At 70.9% G+C, this 23,325-nt stretch carries 24 protein-coding genes; 12 read left to right on the forward strand and 12 right to left on the reverse strand.

Annotation, left to right across the window (positions count from 1 at the left end; translation table 11 throughout):
* From ACN0TP_RS10830 to folP, 5 genes are all read right to left on the reverse strand, one after another.
* The coding region (locus ACN0TP_RS10830) for an anti-sigma factor domain-containing protein (RefSeq protein ID WP_417218873.1) at positions 1 to 517 on the reverse strand (517 nt) is incomplete at its 3' end.
* Between the two features lie 98 nt (positions 518 to 615).
* Positions 616 to 1,077 carry a tRNA (cytidine(34)-2'-O)-methyltransferase gene (locus ACN0TP_RS10835; protein WP_417218875.1) on the reverse strand — a complete coding sequence of 154 codons (462 nt, stop codon included), beginning with the start codon at positions 1,075 to 1,077 and terminating at the stop codon, positions 616 to 618.
* A gap of 40 nt (positions 1,078 to 1,117) precedes the next feature.
* A complete protein-coding gene (locus ACN0TP_RS10840; protein ID WP_417218876.1) occupies positions 1,118 to 2,041 on the reverse strand; it encodes a J domain-containing protein in 924 nt (307 codons plus the stop codon).
* Between the two features lie 94 nt (positions 2,042 to 2,135).
* Positions 2,136 to 2,912, reverse strand: coding sequence for a pyrimidine reductase family protein (locus ACN0TP_RS10845; RefSeq protein WP_417218878.1), 777 nt, complete (start codon positions 2,910 to 2,912; stop codon positions 2,136 to 2,138).
* Positions 2,913 to 2,921: 9 nt separating this feature from the next.
* Positions 2,922 to 3,845 carry a dihydropteroate synthase gene (folP, locus tag ACN0TP_RS10850; protein WP_417218879.1) on the reverse strand — a complete coding sequence of 308 codons (924 nt, stop codon included), beginning with the start codon at positions 3,843 to 3,845 and terminating at the stop codon, positions 2,922 to 2,924.
* A gap of 65 nt (positions 3,846 to 3,910) precedes the next feature.
* Between folP and ACN0TP_RS10855 the strand changes: the two genes are divergently transcribed.
* Genes ACN0TP_RS10855 through mnmA form a run of 3 tightly spaced genes read left to right on the forward strand, consistent with a single transcriptional unit; the run spans position 3,911 to position 7,179 of the window.
* Positions 3,911 to 4,765: a hypothetical protein gene (locus ACN0TP_RS10855; RefSeq protein ID WP_417218880.1), complete on the forward strand. Its 855-nt coding sequence runs from the start codon at positions 3,911 to 3,913 to the stop codon at positions 4,763 to 4,765.
* 30 nt (positions 4,766 to 4,795) lie between these two features.
* Positions 4,796 to 6,034 (forward strand): cysteine desulfurase family protein, encoded by a 1,239-nt coding sequence (locus ACN0TP_RS10860; RefSeq protein WP_417218881.1) that lies wholly within the window; start codon positions 4,796 to 4,798, stop codon positions 6,032 to 6,034.
* The gene (gene mnmA / locus ACN0TP_RS10865) at positions 6,031 to 7,179 is read left to right on the forward strand and encodes a tRNA 2-thiouridine(34) synthase MnmA (RefSeq protein ID WP_417218883.1); all 1,149 of its coding nucleotides are present in this window, start codon (positions 6,031 to 6,033) and stop codon (positions 7,177 to 7,179) included. The genes ACN0TP_RS10860 and mnmA overlap by 4 nt, the downstream gene beginning before the upstream one ends.
* A gap of 28 nt (positions 7,180 to 7,207) precedes the next feature.
* Here mnmA and ACN0TP_RS10870 read toward each other — a convergent pair whose 3' ends face one another.
* Positions 7,208 to 7,573 (reverse strand): hypothetical protein, encoded by a 366-nt coding sequence (locus tag ACN0TP_RS10870; RefSeq protein WP_417218884.1) that lies wholly within the window; start codon positions 7,571 to 7,573, stop codon positions 7,208 to 7,210.
* 92 nt (positions 7,574 to 7,665) lie between these two features.
* On the opposite strand from ACN0TP_RS10870, the gene ACN0TP_RS10875 reads away from it, so the two are divergent.
* From ACN0TP_RS10875 to ACN0TP_RS10890, 4 genes are all read left to right on the forward strand, one after another.
* Positions 7,666 to 8,589 carry a CPBP family intramembrane glutamic endopeptidase gene (locus ACN0TP_RS10875; RefSeq protein ID WP_417218886.1) on the forward strand — a complete coding sequence of 308 codons (924 nt, stop codon included), beginning with the start codon at positions 7,666 to 7,668 and terminating at the stop codon, positions 8,587 to 8,589.
* Between the two features lie 40 nt (positions 8,590 to 8,629).
* On the forward strand, positions 8,630 to 9,022 hold the full coding sequence (locus ACN0TP_RS10880) for a chorismate mutase (protein WP_417218887.1): 393 nt from the start codon (positions 8,630 to 8,632) through the stop codon (positions 9,020 to 9,022).
* A gap of 104 nt (positions 9,023 to 9,126) precedes the next feature.
* Positions 9,127 to 10,065, forward strand: a complete 939-nt coding sequence (locus tag ACN0TP_RS10885) for a hypothetical protein (RefSeq protein WP_417218888.1) — start codon at positions 9,127 to 9,129, stop codon at positions 10,063 to 10,065.
* 29 nt (positions 10,066 to 10,094) lie between these two features.
* Positions 10,095 to 10,646: a GNAT family N-acetyltransferase gene (locus ACN0TP_RS10890; protein WP_417218890.1), complete on the forward strand. Its 552-nt coding sequence runs from the start codon at positions 10,095 to 10,097 to the stop codon at positions 10,644 to 10,646.
* Here ACN0TP_RS10890 and ACN0TP_RS10895 read toward each other — a convergent pair.
* The gene (locus tag ACN0TP_RS10895; protein ID WP_417218891.1) at positions 10,629 to 11,663 is read right to left on the reverse strand and encodes a hypothetical protein; all 1,035 of its coding nucleotides are present in this window, start codon (positions 11,661 to 11,663) and stop codon (positions 10,629 to 10,631) included. The genes ACN0TP_RS10890 and ACN0TP_RS10895 overlap by 18 nt on opposite strands.
* 70 nt (positions 11,664 to 11,733) lie before the next feature.
* Here ACN0TP_RS10895 and ACN0TP_RS10900 point away from each other — a divergent pair, with 70 nt between their 5' ends.
* Positions 11,734 to 12,312 carry a dienelactone hydrolase family protein gene (locus ACN0TP_RS10900; RefSeq protein WP_417218892.1) on the forward strand — a complete coding sequence of 193 codons (579 nt, stop codon included), beginning with the start codon at positions 11,734 to 11,736 and terminating at the stop codon, positions 12,310 to 12,312.
* 16 nt (positions 12,313 to 12,328) lie between these two features.
* On the opposite strand, the gene ACN0TP_RS10905 is transcribed toward ACN0TP_RS10900, so the two are convergent.
* From ACN0TP_RS10905 to ACN0TP_RS10925, 5 genes are read right to left on the reverse strand one after another with little or no spacing between them, the layout of a single operon-like run.
* The gene (locus tag ACN0TP_RS10905; protein WP_417218893.1) at positions 12,329 to 13,621 is read right to left on the reverse strand and encodes a DUF58 domain-containing protein; all 1,293 of its coding nucleotides are present in this window, start codon (positions 13,619 to 13,621) and stop codon (positions 12,329 to 12,331) included.
* A gap of 6 nt (positions 13,622 to 13,627) precedes the next feature.
* Positions 13,628 to 14,599 (reverse strand): AAA family ATPase, encoded by a 972-nt coding sequence (locus ACN0TP_RS10910; RefSeq protein WP_417218894.1) that lies wholly within the window; start codon positions 14,597 to 14,599, stop codon positions 13,628 to 13,630.
* Positions 14,596 to 15,801: a DUF4350 domain-containing protein gene (locus tag ACN0TP_RS10915; protein WP_417218895.1), complete on the reverse strand. Its 1,206-nt coding sequence runs from the start codon at positions 15,799 to 15,801 to the stop codon at positions 14,596 to 14,598. The genes ACN0TP_RS10910 and ACN0TP_RS10915 overlap by 4 nt, the downstream gene beginning before the upstream one ends.
* The gene (locus ACN0TP_RS10920) at positions 15,798 to 16,505 is read right to left on the reverse strand and encodes a DUF4129 domain-containing protein (RefSeq protein WP_417218896.1); all 708 of its coding nucleotides are present in this window, start codon (positions 16,503 to 16,505) and stop codon (positions 15,798 to 15,800) included. The genes ACN0TP_RS10915 and ACN0TP_RS10920 overlap by 4 nt, the downstream gene beginning before the upstream one ends.
* 4 nt (positions 16,506 to 16,509) lie before the next feature.
* On the reverse strand, positions 16,510 to 17,835 hold the full coding sequence (locus tag ACN0TP_RS10925; protein ID WP_417218897.1) for a glycerophosphoryl diester phosphodiesterase membrane domain-containing protein: 1,326 nt from the start codon (positions 17,833 to 17,835) through the stop codon (positions 16,510 to 16,512).
* A 146-nt stretch (positions 17,836 to 17,981) separates the two neighbouring features.
* Between ACN0TP_RS10925 and mtrA the strand changes: the two genes are divergently transcribed.
* The 4 genes from mtrA to ACN0TP_RS10945 all read left to right on the forward strand — a co-directional run bounded on the left by mtrA (position 17,982) and on the right by ACN0TP_RS10945 (position 23,272).
* Positions 17,982 to 18,659 (forward strand): MtrAB system response regulator MtrA, encoded by a 678-nt coding sequence (gene mtrA, locus ACN0TP_RS10930; protein ID WP_417218898.1) that lies wholly within the window; start codon positions 17,982 to 17,984, stop codon positions 18,657 to 18,659.
* Between the two features lie 2 nt (positions 18,660 to 18,661).
* A complete protein-coding gene (mtrB, locus tag ACN0TP_RS10935) occupies positions 18,662 to 20,614 on the forward strand; it encodes an MtrAB system histidine kinase MtrB (protein WP_417218899.1) in 1,953 nt (650 codons plus the stop codon).
* On the forward strand, positions 20,607 to 22,337 hold the full coding sequence (locus tag ACN0TP_RS10940; protein ID WP_417218901.1) for an LpqB family beta-propeller domain-containing protein: 1,731 nt from the start codon (positions 20,607 to 20,609) through the stop codon (positions 22,335 to 22,337). The genes mtrB and ACN0TP_RS10940 overlap by 8 nt, the downstream gene beginning before the upstream one ends.
* Before the next feature lie 68 nt (positions 22,338 to 22,405).
* A complete protein-coding gene (locus ACN0TP_RS10945) occupies positions 22,406 to 23,272 on the forward strand; it encodes a ComF family protein (RefSeq protein WP_417218902.1) in 867 nt (288 codons plus the stop codon).
* The last annotated feature ends 53 nt before the right edge of the window (positions 23,273 to 23,325 follow it).

The following is a 23,325-nucleotide window of genomic DNA, read 5'->3' on the forward strand; positions in this document are numbered from 1 at the left end:
CGCCGGGTTCGGTCGAACCTCCCTCGGGCTCGGTGGTCACCTGGCCGCACCCGCTGTCCTTCAGGCCCTTGAAGCCGACGGTGGCCTGGGTGTCGGACGGATCGAGCACCTCCAGCGAACTGGCCGAACCACCGCCGGTGGCCTCGACCCACACCTGGTAGGTCTGGCCCTGCGGCGCACCGGAGAGGTTGGTGAGCGTCAACGAGCCGGCGTCCAGGGACTGGGACAGGCGCAGGACCGCGTCGCCGCCACCGTCGACCGCGATCGTCTTCTCGGTGACGTCGGGCGCGGATTTGACCTCGCCTGCCACGTCGCGGGGCATGAGCGCCAGGACCAGGGCCACGATGCCGATCACGACCACCAGGGCGGCGCCGGCAACCAGCATCCACTTCTTGACCGGCGCGCTGCGGCGGGTGGACGTGTGCTGGGCGACGTCGTCGACCAGTTCCAGCCCCAGGTCATCCTGGGCGTCCTCGGGTGTCCCGTAGCGGAAATCCTCGGGCTCTCTGTGGTGCATGGTCCTCATCCCTGGCTGGTGGTGTGGCTTTTTCCCCCACCATCCAGCTTAGGGCAGGCCGGTCACCCGGACGTGGAGGACTTGGCCCGGCCGGTCGATCAGGCGCCTGTGAATCCCTGCTGCCGCCAGGCCTCGTACAGCACGATCGACGCCGAATTGGCCAGGTTCAGGGAACGCCGCGAGGGCAGCATCGGCAAGCGGACGCGGGCCGTGACATGCGGGTCGGCCTTCACCTCGGCCGGCAGGCCCACCGATTCGCGGCCGAACAGCAGCACATCCGAGGGCCGGTAGTCGATGTCCGTGTAGGTGACGTCGCCCTCGGCGGTGTAGGCGAAGACGCGATCCGGGGCCAGCACCTCCCACGCGGCCTGCAGGTCGGCATGGACCTGGACGACGGCGAGGTCGTGGTAGTCCAAGCCGGCGCGTTTGAGCTTGGCATCGGTGAAGTCGAAGCCCAACGGCTCCACCAGATGCAGCTCGGCGCCGGTGACGGCCGCCAGGCGAATGGCATTTCCGGTATTGCCGGGGATCTCGGGGTTCAGGAAAAGTATGCGGAACACCGTTAGATCCTATGCCCGGCAGGTCCCCGCCGGTGGACGGTCAGTACATGCCGCCCAGCAACCGGGCCAGGACGGGCACGTCCACCACGTTCGGGGTGGGACCGGTGCCCAGGAACATCTTGAGTTCGCGCACCAGGTTGGCGGCATTGACCACGTTGACTGTCGTGCCGGAGGCCGGATCCGCACCCCGGGCGTAGTCGATGACCGGTTCGTGCAGGTTGTCATCGCCGGAGTGGATGACCGTCCAGCCGGTGACGTTCAATTCCGGGAAGGCCTCCTGCATGCCGCGGACCATCCCCGCCATGCGCGGTGGCTCCAGATGCTTTCCATCACGCAGCAGCGCGTCCCCATCCCAGCGGTAGAACCCGCGCGGCAACAGCATGGAGCCGACCAGGCAGAGCCGATATCCGCCCAGCACCGCGTGGTCGATGAAACCGCGCTCCAGAGGCGAATGCAGGCCATTGACCAGGCGGGCTGCGGGAAGATGGGGGAGTACCTTGCCGGAGAGCAGGCGCACCGTCCGCGCCTCGCGCGCCAGCCGTGATTGCGAGGTGAAGAATCCGCGTTTGCGCGGAGCACCGTGGATCTGGCGGGCCGCCACCGCCTGCTCGAGGGCCGGTGGCGTGGTGGGGGAAAACGGCGGGACGTAGCGCAGCGGGTCCGTCGCCGTCGGGCGCCGCCCGCCTGGCGGATCGGCCCGCGTCCTGGTTCCGGCGTCGTCGGCGGTGTCCCCTGCTGCGGGGCGGTAGGCGGAGGCGGTTCCGTAGCTGCGGTCATACGTGGCCCGCGCCGTCGGATCCACGAGGGTCTGGTACGCCAGGGACACGAGGCGGAACTGGGCGGCGTCGCCGCCCTGGTCGGGGTGGGTCTGGCGGGCGGCACGCCGGTAGGCGGCCTTCACCTCGGCCACCGTGGCATCACGGGTGACGCCGAGGACCTCGTAATGGGTTCTTGCCGCGGACACGCCTGGCCTTTCAGTGGGCGCCGGGTGGCGCCTGGTGTGTTTTCCTCATCTTCGAACGAACGGCGCCGACCGGGGGTTCCGCTGCGGGTCCACCCTAGCTGGAGGAACTGTCCCGGACGCCGCTCCCGCGCCGGTACTCGGCGAACAGGGCGCCATCCTCCTCCAGCAGCACTGCCAGGTCGAGGGGGCGGAGCCCACCGGCTTCGCCGACGGCGATCCGCCGCTCCCCGCCGCCGACGAGCACCGGGCTGGTCGTCAGGCACAGGCTGTCCACGCGGTCGGCGCGCTGGAACGAGGCAAACAGCGTCGGTCCGCCCTCCGAATGCACCATCCGGTGGCCCCGTCCGGCCAGCAGCTCCACGACCAGTCCGGGATCGACGTCGTCCTGGCCCGCCGTGACGACGTCGGCGACGGATTCCAGGGCGCTGCGACGCGATGCATCGGCCGCCGCGGTGGTCAGGACCAGAACCGGAACGGGGGAGGCGGTGAAGAAGTCAGAGGCGGGGTCCAGATCCAGGGACCCCGAGACGACGGCGATGCCCGGGTGGCCGGGTAGCCCGCGGGCCCGGCGCCACTCCTGCGCCTGGTGATCGAGCAGTTCCCCGGCGTACCCCTCGGCGCGGATGGTCCCGGCCCCGACGAGGATGACGTCGGCATGGCGGCGCAGCAGGGCGAAGATGCGCTGGTCGGCCGCGGTGCCCAGTGGACCCGACGTGCCATTCGACGTCGCGGCTCCATCGGCGGAGGAAACGAAGTTGAACCGCACGAACGGGTCGGGCCCCGGGGCGGGGGCGTAGGCCGCCAGCAGCTGCTCATCGGTCAGGCCGGTGGCGACGGCGTCGGAACGGGTGGGGATCAATTGCTGGACCATGCAACCAACCTAGCCCCTGGCGGCGTGGGCCGGCTCGTTGGCATCGCCCATGTTGTGCCGCAGGTAGGCCGGTGCGCGCCAGCCGGCCACTGCCTCGAACAGGTGGGCGGTCTCCACCGATTCGGCGACCTGGTGCATGCGCAGGATCCGGGCGCCGTTCATCAGGCACATGGTCGCGGCGGCCAGGGAACCGGACAGGCGCCCCGCCTTCGGCCGGTCCAGGGTCTCGCCGATGAAGTCCTTGTTCGAGACTGCGGCGAGCACCGGGTAGCCCAGCGCGGCGATCTCGTCGAGCCGGCGCGTGATCTCCAGGGTGTGCATCGTGTTCTTGTTCAGGTCGTGTCCGGGATCGATGATGAGCTTCGAGTCATCGATGCCCAGCCCCCGGGCCAGCTCCACCTTTTCCTGCAGGAAGGCAGCCACGTCGGCGACGACGTCCGTGTAGGCCGGGCGCGGGTAGACGGTCCGCGGCCGGGCGAGCGAATGCGTGATGACCAGGTGCACCCCCGCGTCGGCCACCACCCGGGCCACCTCGGGGTGGCTGATGCCGGTGGTGTCATTGATGACGTCCGCCCCGGCGTCGATCGCCGCCGCGGCGACCCGTGGCTGGAAGGTGTCGGCCGAGATGACGGCGTCGGTCTGCCGGCGGATGGCCCGGATGACGGGGACCACCCGCTCCGCCTCCTCCTGCCAGGGCAGCTCCGGCCCCGGTGCGAAGGGCACGCCGCCGATGTCCAGCCAGGCGGCCCCGTCCTCCACGGCGTGCAGTGCTGCGTTGACCGCAGCGTCGAGCGCGAAGGTCGCACCGGCGTCGTAAAAGCTGTCAGGTGTCCGGTTGATGATGGCCATCACGGCAACTTCCCGGGAGAAGTCGATGGTCCGGTGGGCGAAACGGTGGACAGGGTGGATGAGCTCGGGCAGATACAGGCTCACGGGTTCACGCTCCTCGGGGTGGCTCCCTCAGTTCTACCAGCATCCCGGCTTGTAGGCTGGAGGGCATGGCCATGACGTTCGCCGGGGCAGCACCCGGACAGTGGATCGCCGACGCGCTCGCCGGGATCCTTTCCCAACGGCCCCCGGTCTCGACCGTGGCCGCACAGATCCCCGCGGGATTCCCCGCCTACGCACGGATCTTCCACCCGGCGGCCGACGAGGATGGCCACCCCATCCGCTGGTCGGACATCGCTGCTGCGCGGGGGACGGTGCTCCACGCCGGCGCCCAGTTCGCCGCCGTGTCGGGGATCGACGACACGGGCATGCCCTGGGCCGAGGACGCGTGGGACGGCGAACCTCCGAGGGGTGAGGGGCTGCCGGCCGCCGACCTGGCGGCCGTGGCCGACATCATCTCCCACCACGCCACCGGCGCCGCGTATCTGGCCCTCTGGGACGGCTACGCGTTCATCCGCGGCGGAGAGGCCGTGGAGGTGCTCACCACAGCCGAGCCCACCGGGAATCCCGAGGCGGCCGAACGCGAGCGGCTCCTGCGCGAACAGCTCAAGCGGCCGGCCTTCAGCGACGCGGTGCTCGACGGCGAACGCCTGGCCCTGGGGCCGGAGGGCTACCGCGGATACCACGTCTTCTCCGGCAGCCTGCAGGACGTGGCGTCCCCGGTGTGGAAGTCCGGCGACGGTTTCGCCGAACGCCAGGCGCCGAACCTGGCCTGGGGAGCGGACCGCTCATGGATGTTCTCCACCGAGCTGTACGAGGACTCCACCATCATCGGCGGTCCGGCGGAGTTGATCCGCGAGGTGGTCCAGGACCCGCGGATCGAGGCCCTGGCGGTGGACCTGGCCACCGATCTGGGCGTCAATGGTGACCGGATCAACCCCGCCCCGGAGATCGACGGGTACTGATTTGCGGGGTGCCGGCGGTAGAATCGTCCGGTGTCCACCACCCAGCCCGTGTATTTCGATCACGCGGCGACCACGCCGATGTCGGCGTCGGCACTCGCCGCGATGACCCAGGAATTGAGCCGTACCGGGAACCCCTCGTCCCTGCACGGTGCAGGCCGTCGTGCCCACCGCGTGGTGGAGGAATCCCGTGAACGGCTCGCCGCAGCCGTCGGCGCCCATTCCTCCGAGGTCATCTTCACCTCCGGCGGCACCGAATCCGACAACCTGGCGATCAAGGGCCTGTACTGGGCCCGCACGGCCGGGGCGCCGGGCCGCCGTCGTATTCTGTGCAGCACCATCGAACACCACGCGGTGCTGGACACCGTCGAGTGGCTGGCAGCCCACGAAGGTGCCGAGATCACCTGGATCGACGTGGACCCGACCGGGCGGATCCGGCTGGACCAGTTCGCCGCAGAAGTGGCCCGCGACCCGTCCTCCATCGCCCTGGCCACGCTGATGTGGGCCAACAACGAGGTCGGCACCGTCCAGCCGGTTGCCGAGGCGGTGGCCCTGGCTGCCGCCCACGGCATCCCCGTGCATTCCGACGCCGTGCAGGCCTTCACCGCCGTCCCCGTGTCCTTCAGGGACTCCGGGCTCGCCACCCTGGCGATCAGCGGCCACAAGATCGGCGGCCCGGTGGGCATCGGCGCGCTGCTGGTGCGCCGAGACATCGTGCTGACCGCCGTCCAACATGGCGGCGGACACGAACGCGCCCTGCGCTCCGGGACCCTGAACACCGCGGCGGCTGCTGCCTTCGCGGCGGCCGCTGAAGACGGCGCCGCCACGCTGGGCCAGGAAGCCGAGAGGCTCGCCGTCCTGCGGGACCGGCTCATCGCCGGGGTCCGCGCCGCGGTGCCCGACGCCCTGCTCTCGGGTGTCGAGGATCCCTCGCACGCGGGGCTGCGGCTGCCCGGCAACGCGCACTTCACCTTCCCCGGCTGCGAGGGGGACTCGCTGCTGTTCGTGCTGGACATGCTCGGGGTCCAGTCCTCGACCGGTTCCGCCTGCACGGCGGGGGTCCCGCGTCCCAGCCACGTGCTGCTCGCCATGGGCCATGACGAGGAGGCGGCCCGCGGGGCCCAACGGTTCACGATCGGGCATACGACGACCGCCGCAGACGTTGAGACGTTGGTGGCCGCCCTGCCCGAGGCGCATGCACGCGCGAAACAGGCAGGAATGGCCGCCAGGAAAAGCAGGATCCAAACGGCAGGAACGGGATTATCGGTATGAGGGTATTGGCAGCAATGAGCGGCGGGGTCGACTCCGCGGTGGCGGCGGCACGGGCCGTGGATGCCGGGCACGACGTCGTGGGCGTGCACCTGGCGCTGTCGCGCATGCCCGGGACCCTGCGCACCGGCAGCCGTGGCTGCTGCACCGTCGAGGACTCCAACGACGCCTGGCGTGCCTGCGACAAGCTCGGCATCCCCTATTACGTCTGGGACTTCTCCGAACGCTTCAAGGAAGACGTCGTCGATGACTTCATCGCCGAATACGCCGCAGGGCGCACCCCCAACCCCTGCATGCGCTGCAACGAGCGCATCAAGTTCGCTGCACTGTTGGAAAAGGCGCTGGCCCTGGGCTTCGACGCCGTGTGCACCGGACACTACGCCAAGGTCACCACCGACGAGGACGGCAACCCCGAGCTGCACCGGGCCGCCGACTGGGCCAAGGACCAGTCCTATGTGCTCGGCGTGCTCACCGGGGAACAGCTGTCCCATTCGCTCTTCCCGCTGGCCGACACCCCCTCCAAGGCCGAAGTGCGCGCTGAGGCCGAACGGCGCGGGTTGTCGGTGGCGAAGAAGCCCGACAGCCACGACATCTGCTTCATCCCCGACGGCGACACCCGTGGCTGGCTCGAGGAGCGCATCGAACTCTCCGAGGGCGAGATCCTGGACCATGAGGGCAATTCGGTCGGCAGCCACCCGGGTGCCAACGCCTTCACCGTCGGCCAGCGCAAGGGCCTGAAGATCGGCCGCCCCGCCGCCGACGGCAAGCCGCGGTTCGTCCTGGAAATCCGTCCCAAGGAAAACCAGGTGGTCGTCGGGCCCAAGGACCTGCTCGCGGTGGACCGCCTGCGCGGGATCAAGGTCAGCTGGGCCGGGCAGCCGCTGGCCCAGGCACTGGCCGGGGAACGCTTCGAATGCATGGTGCAGGTCCGTGCCCACGCGGATCCGGTGCCCGCCACCGCCTGGCTCGAGGAAGCCACCGGGGAGGACGGCGTCGCCACGCGCGAACTCGTCGTCGACGTCTCCGACCCGTTGCAGGGTGTCTCACCGGGACAGACCATGGTCATCTACCAGGGCACCCGCGTGCTCGGGCAGGCCACGATCGACACGGCCCGCAGCCTGGCCTGGGACCCGGCCAGCGTGTCCTGACGTCCGCGCCCCCTGGCGGCTGCCGGTTCTAGCTTCCGGCCTCGTCGACCACGCCGGTGAGGCGTCCGGCGACCTGCTCGTATTCGCAGCGGACGCGCCCGGCGGGAACTGCAGGCAACTCGCGCGGGGAGTGGGAGTCACAGAAGACGAAGTCGAAGTCCGGCCACCACTTCTTGGGGCGGGCGGCCTCTGACCGGCCGCAGACCGTGCACGTCAAATGGACCCACACCGGGCGCTTGCCCTGGCGGTTGGCGCGTGACTGGACGAGCCACGCGGGTGGATCGGCTTGCAGCCCGGCGAATTCCGTCTCCGACATGCGGGAGGGGATCCCGTGCCTGGTCGCCATTTCCAGGGGGATGTCCAGGGCAATTGCGGCGTCTCTTCTACTCATCATGGCCCTCCAACTGTAGGCCATGGGGCGTCCCCGTCCGTCGGCACCGATAGGGTGGACGTGCCCTGTCCCGCACAGATCGAGGTCTCCGCTCCATGTCGTCCCTGCGTCTTCGTCCGATCATCTGGTACGTGGTCCTGGCCTATGCGCTGGCCTGGCTGGTGGCGTTGCCGCTGTGGTTGGGTGGCCGGGGCCTCGGGGACCCGCTGTTCACCGTGTACGCCCTGGTGATGATGCTCACCCCCACCGTCGCAGCGGTGCTGGTGACCCGGTTTGCCGAAAAACCGGCGAACCGTCCCGGCGGGCCGGGGATCGCCCGCAGCCTGGGGCTGTGGCCGCTGAAACCCGTCGGGCCGTTCATTGCGTTCCTCGCCGCCGGCCTGCTGCTGCCGATCCTGTTGGTGCTGGGAGGATTGCTGCTCGGTGCCGCCGTGGGCCTCTACCCAGCGGATTTCGCGCAGCTGACGGCCCTGCGCTCCATCATGGCCCAACAGGCGCCCCAGGCCGCGGCCCAACTCAACGCCCTGCCCGCCTGGCTGCTCGTGGTCGGGCAGCTGTTCAATGTCCTGATCGGTTCGTTCATCAACCTCGTGCCCGCCCTGGGGGAGGAGATCGGGTGGCGTGGGTGGCTGGTGTCCCGGCTCGAACCGCTGGGCAGGACAGCCACCGGGCTTATCTCCGGAGTCATCTGGGGGTTGTGGCACGCCCCGCTGATCCTGCTGGGCTACAACTACCCGGGGGTTCCGGGCTGGCTGGGACTTGCTGCGATGGTGGGCTTCACCGTCAGTTTCGGAGCCGTTCTGGCGTGGCTGCGCCTGGCCTCGAACAGCGTGTGGCCGGCCGCCCTGGCCCACGGCGCCTTGAACGCGGCGGCCGGGTTGTTCCTGGTCTTCGCGGCGACCACCGACCTGGACATGCTCGTCGTCGCCCCGCTGGGATGGACCGGATGGATCCTGCCGATCGTGCTGGCCGGTCTCCTGCTGTGGAAGCTGCCCCGGCGGAATACCCACACCGCGTAACACCGCCACCTGGCACCATACCCACCCGTAGGATGGAAACATGAGCAACGAGCCGGACCCCCAGCCCCCCGTGGACGAGGATTACGACCCCGCCGCATCCTCCCTGGCCGGGAGCGTCGACCCAGCCGTCATGAACGAACTCCTGGATGTCCGTGGCAGCATCGACAACATCGACGCCACACTGATCTATCTGCTCGCCGAACGGTTCAAGGCCACGCAGAAGGTCGGCCACCTCAAGGCCGAACACCAGCTGCCCCCGGCCGATCCGAGTCGGGAAACGGCGCAGATCGCCCGGCTGCGCCGCTTGGCCGCCGAGGCCCATCTGGACCCGGCGTTCGCCGAGAAGTTCCTGAACTTCGTCATCGATGAGGTCATCCGCCACCACCAGGCGATCTCCGCCTCGCGCCTGCCCGGGGGAGGCGACGCACGCTGAGCGGTGTCCGCGTCACCGGCCAGGGCCCGCTGCCGGGAACCGATGCGCCGGAGGCGAACCGCATCGTCCGCGGGGAACTGGGACAGCCACACCTTCCCCACCTGGTGCAGCTGCCCGATCGCGGTGTCGGCTCCGATGCCGTAGGCCGCACCGTGGGCCTGCTGACCGAGCTCTACGCCGACGTCCAGCCCCATGGATGGCGTCTGGTCGACCGGCCCGGCGCCGACCACCGGCGGGCGGTCTCCGCCCTCTCCAGCGATGTCGGCGTCCTGGCCGATGTCATCGGCGAAGCTGGTGTGCCGGCGGGGGCGCTGAAGCTGCAGCTGCTCGGTCCCTTGTCGCTGGCGGCTGCCGTCTCCCTGCACCACGGTGAGAAGGTCCTCTCCGACGCCGGTGCGCGCCGGGATCTCGCCGAGTCCCTCGCGGACGGGGCGGCGGGGCACCTGCGCCACGTCCAACGGGCCACCGGCTCCGCACCGCTGAGCGTCGTCGTCGAGGACGGTGACAGCGCCGGGGTCCTCGGCGGCACCATCCCCACCGCGAGCGGCTACCAGAGCCTGCGCGCCCTCCCACGGCACGAGGCCACCGGTCAGTGGGCCGGTCTGGTCCGGGGTCTGCGCGACGCAGGGGCCGAAACCGTCGTGCTGCGCCCCGGCACGGGATTCCCCTCCACCAGGACCACCGGCGGCACCACCTGGCGTGAGCTCGTCGGCGACGCGCTGGCCGCCGGATTCGACACGGTCATGCTCCCCTTCAACGCCGACGTGGGCGCGTGGGAGCGGATGGCCGAACTCGTCGACCAGGGCGGGGACCTCTGGGTCGAAGCCCTCGCCCCGGGCGTTGACCTGCCCGGTGTCACGGAAGCGGTACAGCGCATCCACCGGCCCTGGCAGATGATCGGCGTACCCGACGCCCAGTTGGGTGCGCTCACGCTCCTGCCGGCCCCGGGACTGGAACGCGGCACCCCGGAGGCGGTCCGCCGCACCCTGCACCGCCTCACCCAGACCGCCGACGCCCTGGACCAGCTGCGCGTCGGCGGCTAGCGAGAACCCCACCGAAACGGAGGCCGCACATGATCGCCGACCTTGCCCTTCCCCGGGCACTCGATCTCCCGGGCGAACCCTGGCAGTTGCGCCGCGCGGTGCCGGACGACGTCGAATCGCTGATGGCACTGCTCGCCGCCGATCCGATCAGTGCGTCCAAGGGCGACGGCGCACAGGGGGTCGATCGGCCGCGCTATGTGGCAGCCCTGGCAGGGATCCTGGCGGATCGGAACAATGACCTGCTTGTCCTGGACGATGCCGCGGGGCAACAGGTCGCGACGTTCCAGCTCACGCGCATCCCCTGCCTGGCCCGACGGGGCAGTGTCCGGCTGCAGGTGGAGGCGGTCCACGTCGACGCCGATCTGCGCTCGGCAGGCATCGGCACGGCCCTGATGCGGTGGGTGATTGAGGTGGCGGCCCCGGCCACGGGGGCCGAACTGATCCAACTGACCTCGGATGCGGCGCGCGGGGATGCCCATCGCTTCTATGAACGCCTGGGTTTCGTTGGTTCACATGTGGGGTTCAAATACACGCGCGGGTCATCCGCCGGCCTACCCCAGTCTTCAGGCCCGGAGTTCTAGCAGGTCCACCGCCTGGCGGGCGCAGAGTTGCTGGTGACGGCGCAGATCCGGGCTGGTGGCGAGCGGATCCCGTGCGCCGGCGGCTGCGTAGTAGATGAAGACCGCCGCCAGCCAGGCATCCAGATCCGCGTCATCCACCCGGGCCGTCAGGTCCCAGCCGGCGATCCGGTCCAACGGCAGGCCGTCCCCGTGCAGCGCGGGCCACTGGACCACCCAATCGGTCCAGGCCGGGCCGAGGGTGAGGAAGTTCCAGTCGCAGATCCAGGCGGTTCCCGCGGGGAAGCCGCCCAGCGCGTGCCCGGCGATGACGACATTGTCGGCGCGCAGGTCGTTGTTCAGCGGAGTCGTCCCGATCAGTGCGGCGGGTGCCCGGGAGGCGGCCTCGAGGATCCACGCGGCCAGCCGGTCACCGTCGGCCGTGCGGAACCAGCCGGGCAGGAAGCCCGGGCGCCGGCCCGGACCGAGCACGGTGTTCCCGCCGTCCAGATCGGCCAGGAGCCCCGTCCATTCACCGGCCAGGGTGCCACGGATACCGAGCGTTTCCGGCGCGACCGGGGCCAGGACCGTAGTGGCCAGCAGGGCCGCGTCATGCACTGCCCGGGCGTCGGCCAGGGTCCACGGTGCGCCGGGCATGCGGCCGATGACCGGCGTCGTGGCGAAGACCCGCCACCCGTCGACGACCGCGTTCTCGAGCAGTGCCGGGACCGCCATCCCGGGCGGCAGGGCCCCGAGGACCTCCACCTCCCGGGCATAGGCGGGGGCGATGAACGGGTCATCGACGGCGATGGCCTTCACGAAGAGGGGCCGGGGTCCCTCGATGAGCGCCGCGAAACCGTGGGTGAAGCCGCCCCCGGCGATCCTGACGGCGTCGATGCGGCCCCCCGCCCACCCGGTGATCGTCCGGTGGACCGCAGCGGGCAACGCCCCGAATCCGGGACGGCGGGCCGTCGCCCCGTAGTCCAGCTCCCGGCGTGCCGGTGCCGCCGTGGGAGGAGCGCCGGTCTTGTCGTGGGGCACGATTTCCACCATTCTGGGACGGGGCCCACCGGCCCGCCGGCAGACCACACAGGAACCGAGGGAGAACATCATGGCCGACGTCGTCCTATTCCACCACGTGCTCGGGCTCACCGACGGGATCGGGGAGTTCGCCGAGCTGTTGCGCGCCGGCGGGCACACGGTGCACACCCCCGACCTGTTCGAGGGCCGCACCTTCGACACCCTCGAGGCGGGCGTCCAGCATGCCTCCACCGAGATCGGCTTCGGGGAGGTCATCGAGCGTGGCGTCCGGGCCGTCGACGGGCTCGGCAACGAGCTGGTGTACGCCGGGTACTCGCTGGGGGTGCTCCCGGCCCAGCAGCTCGCCCAGACCCGACCCGGTGCCGCCGGCGCCCTGTTCATCGCCTCCTGCGTCCCGGTCACCGAGTTCTCGCCCAGCTGGCCCGGCGGGGTCCCGGTGCAGATCCACGCGAGCGAGGAAGACCCCGAATTCGTCGGTTCGGGCGATATCGACGCAGCCCGCGAACTCATCGGCCAGGCGGACCAGGGGGAGATGTTCCTCTACCCGGGCGACGCGCACTTCTTCGCCGATTCCTCCACACCCCAGTACGACGCCGGTGCCACCGATGCGCTGTTGGCCCGGGTCCTGCAGTTCCTCGGCTCCCACTGATCCCGGTGGCAGTACCTCAGAGCCGTCCGGTGGCCTTGAGCCGGATGTAGGTATCGGCCAGCAGCGGCGGCAGTTCCAGCGGGGCCGCGTCGACCACCTCGGCACCGACGGCCCGCAACTGGTCCTTCAGCGCCTCGCGCTGCTGCAGCGTCCGCGCCGCGGCGGCCGCCCGGTACACGGCAGCGGTGTCGGAGACATCGGTTCTCAGCCCGTCCAGTTCCGGGTCCCGCACTGCGGCGATGACCACCACATGCTGGGCGGCCAACGAGGGCAGGATGGGCAGCAGCCCCTCCTCGACGGCCCCCGAATCCAAGGCGGTCAGCAACACCAGCAGCGAACGGTGCGCGGTGATCGCCCGCACCTGGGCCGGAAGCCCCGAGAAGTCGGCCTCGATCAGTTCGGGTTCCAGCGGTGCCATGGCCTCGACCAGTTGGGTCAGCAGCACGGTGCGCGATCCCGATTCCACGCGGGCCCGGGCCCGGCGGTCGTAGGCCAGGAAGTCGACCCGGTCCCCGCCGCGTTCGGCGAGCACGGCCAGCAGCAGCGAGGCCTCGATCCCGGTGTCCAGCCGTGGCTCGTCGGCGATCCTCGCCGCCGAGGTGCGTGAGGTGTCCAGCACGATCACCACCCGGCGATCGCGTTCCGGGCGCCAGGTGCGCACCACCACGTTCTGCCGCCGGGCCGTGGCCCGCCAATCGATGGAACGCACGTCGTCACCGCGCACGTAGTCGCGCAGCGAGTCGAACTCGGTTCCCGCCCCCCGCACCTGGATCGCCGCCCGGCCATCGAGTTCGCGCAGGCGCTGGAGCTTGGAGGGCAGATGCCGTTTGGCGTGGAAGGGAGGCAGCACCCGCACCGAACCGTCGCTGGCATGGGTGAGCTGGCGGGAGGCCAGGCCCAGGGGGCCGATGGACCGGATCGTGGTGTGGTGCACGGCCAGGTCCCCGCGCCGCACCGGCAGCAGGCCGATCGCCTGGCCACGCCGTTCCCCGGCCGGCAGGTCGATCCCGAACCGGGTGCCGGTGGCCCCGGCCGAGGGCTGCCAGCCATCGCGGACGCTGCCGCGCAGCCGACCGGCCCCGGTGTTGCGCAGGTACAGGTGGGCCGTGGCCGGTTCGCCGAGCCGGACGCTGCGCGGGATCGCCCGTTCGATCGCCACCCGGCGCGGGGACGCGGCCAGGGCCACATCGAACCCGGCGGCGGCGGCCAGCACCAGCAACGTCACGGCGATGGACCAGCCGCCGGGCCAGAGCACGACGGGAACCAGCCCGGCCAGGGCCAGCCAGATGAAGCGACGGTGCAGTGCCATGGCCGGTTAGCGGGGGACCGGCACGGTGGCCAGGATGGACTGGAGCACGTCGTCGGCGCCCACCCCGTCCATCTGGGCCTCCGGGCGCAACGAGACCCGGTGGCGCAGGCAGGGCAGGGTGAGGACCTTGACGTCATCCGGTGCCACGAAGTCGCGCCCGGACAGCCAGGCCCAGGCCCGTGCGGTGTTCAACAGGGCCGTCGCCCCCCGGGGGGAGACGCCCAGCTGGAAGCTCGGTGCCGTCCGCGTGGTCCGGACGATGTCCACGATGTAGCCGATCACCTCGGGGGAGAGCGTGACAGCGGCGACCGCTGCACGTGCGGCCTCCAGGTCGGCGGTCCCGGCCACCGCCGTGACACCTGCCGCGGCGAGGTCGCGCGGATCGAATCCGGCACCGTGGCGGCGGATGATCTCGATCTCGTCGTCGCGCCCCGGCAGGTCCATGGTCAGCTTCAGCAGGAAGCGGTCCAGCTGCGCCTCGGGCAACGGGTACGTGCCCTCGTACTCCACCGGGTTCTGCGTGGCGGCGACGATGAAGGGCTGGGGCAGCGGGCGGGACACCCCGTCGACGCTGACCTGGCCTTCCTCCATGGCCTCGAGCAGCGAGGCCTGCGTCTTCGGGGGCGTCCGGTTGATCTCATCGGCGAGGAGGATGTTCGTGAACACCGGGCCCTCGCGGAAGCTGAAGTCGGCGGTGCCCGTGTCGTAGACCAGGGAGCCGGTCACATCCCCGGGCATCAGGTCGGGGGTGAACTGCACCCGCTTGGTGTCCAGTGCCAGGGCCGCCGAGAGGCTACGGACCATCAGGGTCTTCGCGACACCGGGCACCCCCTCGAGCAGCACATGGCCCTGGGCGAGCAGGGCGATGAGCAGCCCGGTGACCGTTGCGTCCTGGCCCACGACCGCCTTGGACACCTCATGGCGCACATCCAGCAGTGCCTGGCGGACCGTGTCGGCCTCTTTGACTTGTTCGCTCACGGGATACCGATCTCCTTTTCGACGGTGTGCAGTTCCTGGGCCCAGGTCACCAGGGCGGCCTCGGTGGCCACCCGGTCCGGGAAGTAGAGGCGCCGCAGCCGTTGGGCGGGAAGACCCGATTCCCGGGCGGCGGTGGCGACGATGGAGTCGGCACTGGTGCCGTGCCCCAGCCGCAGATGGGAGGCCAGCCGGCCCAACGAGGCAGAACGCAACGCGGCCACCGCGGCGTGGACCGCGTGGGCGTCGCGGTACAACCGGGCCCTGCCCTCCGCCGTTTCGGACGCGGGCACGACGACGGGAAGGGGCTCGGGGACCAGTGGCCCGTCGCGGCGGGCCCGCCAGCAGATGGCGAGGATCCCGACGACCATCAGCCAGCCCAGGGCGGGGGACACCCAGGGCGGGAGCAGTTCGAACGGGCTCGCCGCGGGGCCGGTGGAGACGTGGTCGGCGATGGTCGGCTGGTACCAGACGAGGGTGGGTTCGGCGCCGAGGGTGCGCAGCGCCAACGGGGCGTGGTCTGCCTCCAGGACGTGGCCGTTGGCGAGGTAGTCGGGGTTGCCGATCACCGTCGTCGTGCCCTCGACGGCGTAGCCGTACGCCTCTCCGGCGGATGTGCGGTACCCGAAGCAGCCGGTGGCCGCCCGGTACATCTTCCCGCCGGCTGCGGCCGTGCGGGTCGCCGCCGCCGCGGGGACCGTGCAGTGCGCCTCCACGGGGGAGGCGGCATCGTCGGGCACGACGCCGGCAGGGTGGATGCCGGGGGCGAAGGCACGCAACTCGGTGCCTCCCGGGGCCACGAGCACTGTGTGCCCCGACGCCCGCGCCAGGTCCTGGAGCTGGCCGCGGTCCAGGTAGGCCTGCGGGTCGTGCAGCAGCAACGTGGCGTTCCCGCCGGACGCCGCCAGGTCCGCCAGCGCGGCGTCGAGGTCCTCCGGCGTACGCACGGTGACCCCGTTCGCCTCCAGCACCCGGGCGACCGCCTGGCCGCCGGCGGGCTCCGGATTGCGCGGGCTCAGCGCGCGGCCGTCGTCGGCCCCCTGGGCCAGCGCAAAGTAGAGCGCCGCGAGGCCGGCCAGCCCGGCGATGGCCACCCACAACCGGGCAGCCCGCCAGCGGCGCCGCCACGTGCACGCGGCGCCGGCCGGGGCGGGGGCCACCTGCAGCCGTTCGCCGTCGCGCAACTGCGGCATCGGTTGCGTCATCGGGGCACCGCCAGCGTCGCGTCGTGCTGGTGCGCCGTGGGGGCTGCCGTGGCGAGGCGGTCCTCGAATTCCGCGATCCAGCGGGCGTCGGAGGCGGTGGGTTCGTGGTGGCCGTAATGCACCGCGTTGAACAAGGCGGCGGCCCGGCGCAGCTGCGGCGCCTCACCGCCGAAGGGCACGGCCAGGGCCAGGGCGACCTCCGTGGCGGTGCGTCCCGGCTGCGGGTCCAGCAGCGTGCGCTCCTCGGCCCGGGCGACCAGGGCCCTGAAACGTTGCAGGACAGCCGTGGAGTGGTCGGCGGACAGCAGGGCACGTTCGGCCCGCAACCGGTAGGCGGCGGCATCGAGCGCGGCGTCCAGGCCCACGGGCGCGCCCTCCGGCTGTGTTGCGGCGCCGGCCCGGCGGCGCAGGCGTGGCCTGACGAACAACACGACGACGGCGATGACTGCAGCCAGCGCGGCCGCCACCACCAGCCACCCCAGGTTCGGGGCCAGGGAGTTCAGCGAATCCACCCAGGCCAAGAAATCCGACCAGAGCGATGCCAGGAACTCAAGGACCGGGTTCGGCAGTGCCTGCGCGTATTCGCGCCGGGCCAGTTCGCGGGCCAGGTCGCGGGTGGCGGTGTCGCGATCCGGGTCGTAGACCGCGGCGCTGGCCGCGGCGTTGGGCAGCGCGTTCAGCAGGGCGGGGACGGGGATGGGCATGCGATCAGCGCACTCCGGGGGAACCGGCGTCGTGCCCCGGGCGGATCCCGCCGGCCATCCCGGGCAGCGGGGCGTCGATGCCGGCGTCGAATTCGCGCAGCAGCTCCAGGTCGAAGCCGTCGCGGCGGATCCTCAGGTCCGTGTACAGCAGGGTCGTCACCGCGCACTGGTAGGCGAAGCCCAGGCCCGTGGCCACCGCCGTCAGGATGGTGGTGATGAAGCTGAACTTCACCAGGAAGTCCACCAGCGCGCCGGGGTCCTCGGGCGACATGAAACCGCCGATCATCCCCCCGGCCATGCTCAGCGGGGAGGTGATCAGGCTGGTGACGACGCCGACGATGATGCCGGTCAGCAGCAGGATGCCGAAGCAGCGCCACCAGGAGGACTTCACCAGGGTGAAGGAGCGGGCCAGGGCGCGGCGCACGCCCAGGTTCTCCGCGACGACGGCGTGCGCGGTGAAGGTGATCCGGACGCTGATCCACACGGCGGTCGGCACCGCCACGACCAGCACGATGGCCGCCGTGGTGAAGGCGACGCCGGCACTGGAATTCAGTGCGACGACCGTCACGATGCCCGCGCAGACCAGCAGCCCGGCCAGCCCCGCCGCCAGGTACAGCAGGGCCACGAGCAGCAGCCGGCCGATGGACGGGCGCAGGATCCGCAGCGCCTGGCCGAACCGGGTCTTGCGGTTGAGCACGGCCCGCAGCACCGGAATGGTGATCGCCCCCTGGACGATGACCAGCAGGAACACCGAGACCAAGGTGGCCAGCAGGCTGCCCCCGACGAGGGTGAGCAGCGAGCCGGTCAGTGCATTGAAATCGGGGTCGGCGCCCTCGAGCACGTCCGGGGTGCCCACCACGGAGAACAACGGAAGGGTCACCAGCGCGGTCACCACTCCCACGAACAGCTGGACCATCACCGGGAGCCCGAGCGTGGCCCCGGCATTGCGCCGGATCGCCTGGAAGGAGCCATCGAGCAGGTCGCCGATGCCCAGCGGCCGCAAGGGCACGACGCCGGGTTTGGGCGGGGGAGCCCAGCCCCACCCCTGGGTCGGGCCGCCGGGTGCGGGGCCGCCGGGGGTCGGGCCACCGGGGGCCGGCGGCTGGCCCCACGCGTTCGGGGGCGGGGGAGCCCACCCCTGCGCCGGGGGCACCGGGGTACCGCCCCATGCCTGGGGCGATGGCGTCTGGAAGCCCGGGGGGACCGGGGGCGCGAAGTCCCGCCCGGGGTGCCCGGTGGGGGTCGGTTCATCCCGTCCGCTGCCCGGCTCCGCGCCGTCGGTGGCGTCGGGGTCCCGGTGGCGGTCCGGGGTGGTTGGGTCCTCGGTCATGACGGTGGTGCCCCTCGCATCGCGTATCAGTCCAACCAGCCTAGCTGGATGCGGTGCGCCGCAGCCGGTCGGCGCACCGGTTCCCCCTATAGTGGACTGCAGGACTGAAAGACACCGGCGCAACGCATGATCGGAAAAGGGGTGCCATGAAGGCCCGAGTATTGGTGGTCGACGACGACGAGGCGCTGGCCGAGATGATCGGCATCGTGCTGCGCAACGACGACTTCGATCCGGTCTTCTGCTACGACGGCGCCCAGGCGCTGGACACCTTCCGTGAGGTCAAACCCGATCTGGTCCTGCTGGACCTGATGCTCCCGGGCATGGACGGGATCGAGGTCTGCCGGCTCATCCGGGCCGAGGCCGACATCCCCATCGTGATGCTCACCGCCAAGTCGGACACAGCCGATGTGGTGCGCGGCCTGGAATCGGGGGCCGACGACTACGTGCCCAAGCCGTTCAAGCCGGCCGAGCTCATCGCCCGCGTCCGTGCCCGGCTGCGGCCCGGGGAGAAGCACGCACCCGAGACCCTGAAGATCGCCGACCTGGTGATCGACGTGGCCGGCCACGCGGTGACGCGCGGTGGCGAACTGATCTCCCTGACCCCGTTGGAATTCGACCTGCTGGTCGCCCTGGCGCGGAAACCCTGGCAGGTCTTCACCCGCGAGCTGCTGCTCGAGCAGGTGTGGGGCTACCGCCATGCAGCCGACACGCGCCTGGTCAACGTCCACGTGCAGCGGTTGCGCTCCAAGGTCGAAACCGATCCGGAAAACCCCGAGGTGGTCCTCACCGTCCGTGGCGTCGGGTACAAGGCCGGCCAAGGCTGAGCATGGAGAGCCCCGCCGCTCCGGCTCCGGCGGCGGAACCGTCCGGCGAACCGGATTCGTCCCGGCCCTCACGGGTGCGCACCGTCATCGAGCGCGGAACGGCCCGCTGGCGCCGGCTGGTGAGCGCCTGGCGGCGTTCGCTGCAGCTGCGGGCCGTGGCGACCACCGTGCTGCTCTCGGCGTTGGCGATGCTCGGCGCCGGGATCTTCCTGTCCAACCAGATCGCCGACGGCCTGTTCCAGGAACGGTTCGGGCAGGTCCAGGAGGAGTCGGTCCGCGGGCTGAACCAGGTCAAGTCGAACTTCGAATCCGCCGCCACCACGGACCGCTCCAGCACGGTGGCCTTCGTCAACGACACCCTCAAGCTCGTGGAGGGCGACGGGGCCAGCGTCCAACGCGACTTCATCCTGACCCCGCTGCCCAGCTCGGAGAACATCTACGTCACCAACACCGCCAGCGGCGGGCTGACCACCGCGGTCATCCCCGAGACGCTGGCCGTGACGGTGCGCGACAACCCCGGGGTCTACTGGGAGTCCATCAGCTTCCCCCACGCCACCGACGACACCCCGGGCCTGGCCTTCGGCACCAAGGTCCAGCTGCCGCCGGGACGCGAATACGCGCTCTACCTGGTCTACGACCTGGAATCGGTGCAGCAGACACTGGACTTCATCCACCGCGTGCTGGCCATCGGCGGCATCCTGCTGCTGTGCGTCACCGGCGGGATCGCCTGGTACACCACCCGGCTGGTGGTCCGCCCGGTGTCCAACGCCGCACTGGTCTCCGAGAAGCTGGCCGCCGGCGAGCTGCAGGAACGGCTCGAGGTCCACGGGGAGGACGAGATCGCCCGCCTGGGGACCTCCTTCAACCGGATGGCCACGTCCCTGCAGGACCAGATCACGCAGCTGGCCACGCTCTCGCAGATGCAGCAGCGGTTCGTCTCCGACGTCTCCCATGAGTTGCGCACGCCGCTGACCACCGTGCGCATGGCCGCCGAGGTCCTGCACGACGCCCGGGAGGAATTCGACCCGATCAACCGGCGCTCGGCCGAACTGCTGTACAACCAGGTCGAGCGGTTCCAGACACTGCTCAACGACCTGTTGGAGATCTCCCGCTTCGACGCCGGGGTCGCCGTCCTGGACGCCGACGTGCTGGACATGGTCCCGGTCGTCCGCCGCGTCGTGGAGACGGCCAGCCTGCATGCCGAGAACCTCGGGTCGGAACTGCGGGTGCACGTCCCCGACGGCGGGTGCATGGTCGAGATGGACCCGCGGCGCATCGAACGGATCATCCGCAACCTCGTGATGAACGCCGTCGAACACGGCGAGGGCCGTCCGATCGACATCACCGTGGGGCAGGACGAACACGCGGTCGCCGTCACCGTGCGCGACCACGGCATCGGCATGGACCCCGACCAGGCGGCACGGGTCTTCGACAGGTTCTGGCGGGGGGACCCGGCCCGGGCCCGCACCACGGGAGGCAGCGGACTGGGCCTGTCCATCGCCACCGAGGACACCCGGCTGCACGGCGGCTGGCTGCAGGCCTGGGGCGAACAGGGCGAAGGCGCCTGCTTCCGGCTCACGCTGCCCCGCAACCTCGGCGACCCGGTCGGCTCCTCGCCGCTGCCGCTGACCCCGCATGCGCGCCTGACGCTCGGCCAGGCGCTGTCGGTGGAGGAAACAAGCCCGCACACCGCCTCGTTGCCGACCCTGCCCTCCGGCGGGTTCGCCCTGCCCGGCAGCATCCTGCGGGCCGTCCCGCCGGCGGAACGCGCCACGCCGGCGGAACGCGCCACGCCGGCGGAACTCGCCACGCCGGCGGAACGCGCCACGCCGGCGGAACTCGCCACGCCGGCGCCGCAGCCCCCGGAGCGTGGCGAGCAGGAGTCCATCCACCACCAGGGCGCCACGGCCGATGACGAACCGGAGACCGGGACCCAGGGAGGACGGCATGCGTAAACGCATTTCACCGCACGACGGCGGCACCCGCCTTCCGGCGCTGATCGCCGCCCTGGTGGCGGCCCTGCTGGTGCTCTCCGGCTGCGCGGCCATCCCCAGCTCCGGTCCGGTGGGAACCAGTGCGCCGGAGGCTGCTGGACAATCGGATTTCACCTACACCTTCGATCCGCCCGGGCCGGCCAAGGACGCGTCGCCGCAGCAGATCATCGAGGGTTTCATGCGGGCGGGCATCGCCCCCCGGGACGACTACAGCGTGGCCCGTGAATACCTGGCCCCAAAGCTCTCCCGCGAGTGGCGGGCCGCGGACCGGACCGTCGTCTACGCCTCCGAGCCGAACATCGTGGAAAACGTCCAGAAGGGCAGCTACACCGTTGAGGTGGCGGCGACCTCCAGCATCGACGAACACGGTCTGCTCACCCGCAAGGAGAAGCAGTCCACCGTGTCCGCCGACATCAAGCTCGTCAAGGTCGACGGGCAATGGCGGCTGTCCCAGGTCCCCAACGGCACCATGATCGAGGAGGGCAACTTCGCCGTCCTGTTCTCCGCCTACCCGCTGTATTTCTACGATGCCACCAAGAAATACGCCATCGCCGACTACCGGTGGTTCGCGAACCGACAGGGACTGCCGGCCACGATCGTCTCGGCATTGCTGGCCGGTCCCGCACCCTACCTGCGCAACGCAGTCACCAGTGCGTTCCCCGAAGGCAGCGCCCTGGCCCGGGCCTCCGTGCCGGTGGACTCCCGCCGGGCCACCGTGGATTTGAACACGTCGACCTTCGCCGATGCCACGGAACTGCAGCGCCAACTGATGCAGCAGCAACTGGAATTGACGTTGGGCGAAGTGCAGAACATCAGAACGGTGTCCATGACAGTGGGCCAACGTGCGGTGAGCCTGGGCAATGAGGCGCAGGGATTCGACAAGGCCATCGTCGACGCATCGGTGCCCAACACGCAGATCGCCATCGCGAACCAGACACTGGTCTTCTACCAGGGCAACGGGGTGGTCCCGGTCGGCGGGATCCAGGACATCTCCGCCTTCAAGCCGCGGGATCCTGCCATGGCCCCGGCGGACAACCGCTTCGCGTTCCTCAACGGTGACCGCACCAAGATGATCACCGTCAACGAGTCCGGTGCAGCACGGGTTGCGGCGACCGGAACCGACCTGCTCCCGCCCAGCATCGACATCCACGGCTGGACCTGGACCGTCGGCGACAACGGGCGCACCAGGATCCGCGCCACCCCCGCCGATCGCGACAAAAACGGCCCGTCGCGCCAGGTGAACTCGGGCTGGATGGGCAACGCCGACGTGACCTCGCTCCGGGTCTCACCCGATGGTGCCCGTGCGCTGGTCATCGCCACCGTCAACGGCAAGCCCGGGGTCTATGTCACCGGGATCATCCGTGACAGCGAGGGGGTCCCGCGCGGCTTCACCGATCCGCTGCATCTGGATGCCTCGGTCCCCGTGCAGCAGGGCGTGTGGAATTCCTCGGACTCGGTCATCGTGATGAAGCCCAGTGACTCGCAGGCCGTGCAGGCCGAGGAGATCTCGCTCAACGGCAAGGCGACGACCTTCGAGCCCCTGTTGGGGATGACGAACATCTCCGCGGGCCCCGGGGACCAGCGGACCGTCTACGCCGAAACCCCCGACGGCGTGTATTCCCGGGTCTTCTCCACCTGGAAGAAGCGCGAGGGCAAGGCCTCCGAGCTCGCCTACCCGGGATAGGACCGGCCCGCGTCCACAGCCTGCCCGGGGGCCTTCACCGTGCCGGAGGGACCCGGGACGATGGACACATGGAATATCCGCGCATCCCGCCACGACTGGCCGCTGGCCTGGATCGGGTCAGCGGCGCGTCGTGGACGCGCGGTCCGCGGGAGGCCCTCGCGGAACTGGCCACGGTGCTGGCTCCCAGCGAGTGCGTGTACTGCCAGTGTGACGATGCGGTGATGTGTCCGGCCTGCCGGGGAGCCTTCCGGGCGGCCACCCTGCGGCCCTTCGCGGCACAGGAGGGCGCTGAGGGGCTGCCCCTGCTGCCCGATGGGGAACCGCTGCCCGTGACGGCGGCAGGTGTGTATGCCCGTGAGGTTTCGGCAGCCCTGCTGGCGTTCAAGAACCGGCAGCGCATCCCACTGGCCGGCGTCCTCGGACCGGCACTGGCCGGTTCCATCCGTGCTGCTGCGCAGGCGCACCCGGGGCCGCTGGCGCTGGTTCCCGTCCCGTCCAGCCGCATGGCCAGGGCCAGGCGCGGCTACGCACCAGTGGACGTGCTCATCAGGTGGATCAGCCGCCGGGGCCTGCTGCCTCCGGGCGTCGCCGTCGTGCCGGCCCTGCGGGTGGTCCGGCGCCCGCCCTGGGCCGTCGCGGAGCAGAAAAGCAGGGGTCGGCGTGCCCGCAGCTCCGACGCCGCCGAATTCGTGGTGCGCCCGGGGCACCCGGTGTCCGGAGCGCCGGTGCTGCTGGTCGACGACGTGTTGACCACCGGTTCGACGCTGGCCCGTGGATACCTGGGTTTGCTGCGGGCCGGTGCGTGCGTGCAGGGGGCCGCCGTCCTGGCCGCCACCGCACCTCCACGGGGAGGCGAACGCGGGCCCCTGCCCCCGGCAGGCGGCCCAACACCGGACGACACGCCGGGGCCAGGGGCCGGCGCTGCTGCTCGATGAGGCCTCCGCCGTGCTCCGGGGTGGGGACGGGTGGCTCGGCACAGAAATAGGCA

Source organism: Arthrobacter sp. (assembly GCF_048266065.1).
Lineage (GTDB): Bacteria > Actinomycetota > Actinomycetes > Actinomycetales > Micrococcaceae > Arthrobacter_H.

Excerpts from the sequence above, each read along its gene's own strand:
- ACN0TP_RS10845 (WP_417218878.1), bottom strand. The coding sequence starts at position 2,912 with ATGGTCCAGCAATTGATCCCCACCCGTTCCGACGCCGTCGCCACCGGC.
- ACN0TP_RS10855 (WP_417218880.1), top strand. The coding sequence starts at position 3,911 with ATGGCCATGACGTTCGCCGGGGCAGCACCCGGACAGTGGATCGCCGAC.
- mnmA (WP_417218883.1), top strand. The coding sequence starts at position 6,031 with ATGAGGGTATTGGCAGCAATGAGCGGCGGGGTCGACTCCGCGGTGGCG.
- ACN0TP_RS10870 (WP_417218884.1), bottom strand. The coding sequence starts at position 7,573 with ATGATGAGTAGAAGAGACGCCGCAATTGCCCTGGACATCCCCCTGGAA.
- ACN0TP_RS10875 (WP_417218886.1), top strand. The coding sequence starts at position 7,666 with ATGTCGTCCCTGCGTCTTCGTCCGATCATCTGGTACGTGGTCCTGGCC.
- ACN0TP_RS10880 (WP_417218887.1), top strand. The coding sequence starts at position 8,630 with ATGAGCAACGAGCCGGACCCCCAGCCCCCCGTGGACGAGGATTACGAC.
- ACN0TP_RS10890 (WP_417218890.1), top strand. The coding sequence starts at position 10,095 with ATGATCGCCGACCTTGCCCTTCCCCGGGCACTCGATCTCCCGGGCGAA.
- ACN0TP_RS10900 (WP_417218892.1), top strand. The coding sequence starts at position 11,734 with ATGGCCGACGTCGTCCTATTCCACCACGTGCTCGGGCTCACCGACGGG.
- ACN0TP_RS10905 (WP_417218893.1), bottom strand. The coding sequence starts at position 13,621 with ATGGCACTGCACCGTCGCTTCATCTGGCTGGCCCTGGCCGGGCTGGTT.
- ACN0TP_RS10915 (WP_417218895.1), bottom strand. The coding sequence starts at position 15,801 with ATGACGCAACCGATGCCGCAGTTGCGCGACGGCGAACGGCTGCAGGTG.
- ACN0TP_RS10920 (WP_417218896.1), bottom strand. The coding sequence starts at position 16,505 with ATGCCCATCCCCGTCCCCGCCCTGCTGAACGCGCTGCCCAACGCCGCG.
- ACN0TP_RS10925 (WP_417218897.1), bottom strand. The coding sequence starts at position 17,835 with ATGACCGAGGACCCAACCACCCCGGACCGCCACCGGGACCCCGACGCC.
- mtrA (WP_417218898.1), top strand. The coding sequence starts at position 17,982 with ATGAAGGCCCGAGTATTGGTGGTCGACGACGACGAGGCGCTGGCCGAG.
- mtrB (WP_417218899.1), top strand. The coding sequence starts at position 18,662 with ATGGAGAGCCCCGCCGCTCCGGCTCCGGCGGCGGAACCGTCCGGCGAA.
- ACN0TP_RS10940 (WP_417218901.1), top strand. The coding sequence starts at position 20,607 with ATGCGTAAACGCATTTCACCGCACGACGGCGGCACCCGCCTTCCGGCG.
- ACN0TP_RS10945 (WP_417218902.1), top strand. The coding sequence starts at position 22,406 with ATGGAATATCCGCGCATCCCGCCACGACTGGCCGCTGGCCTGGATCGG.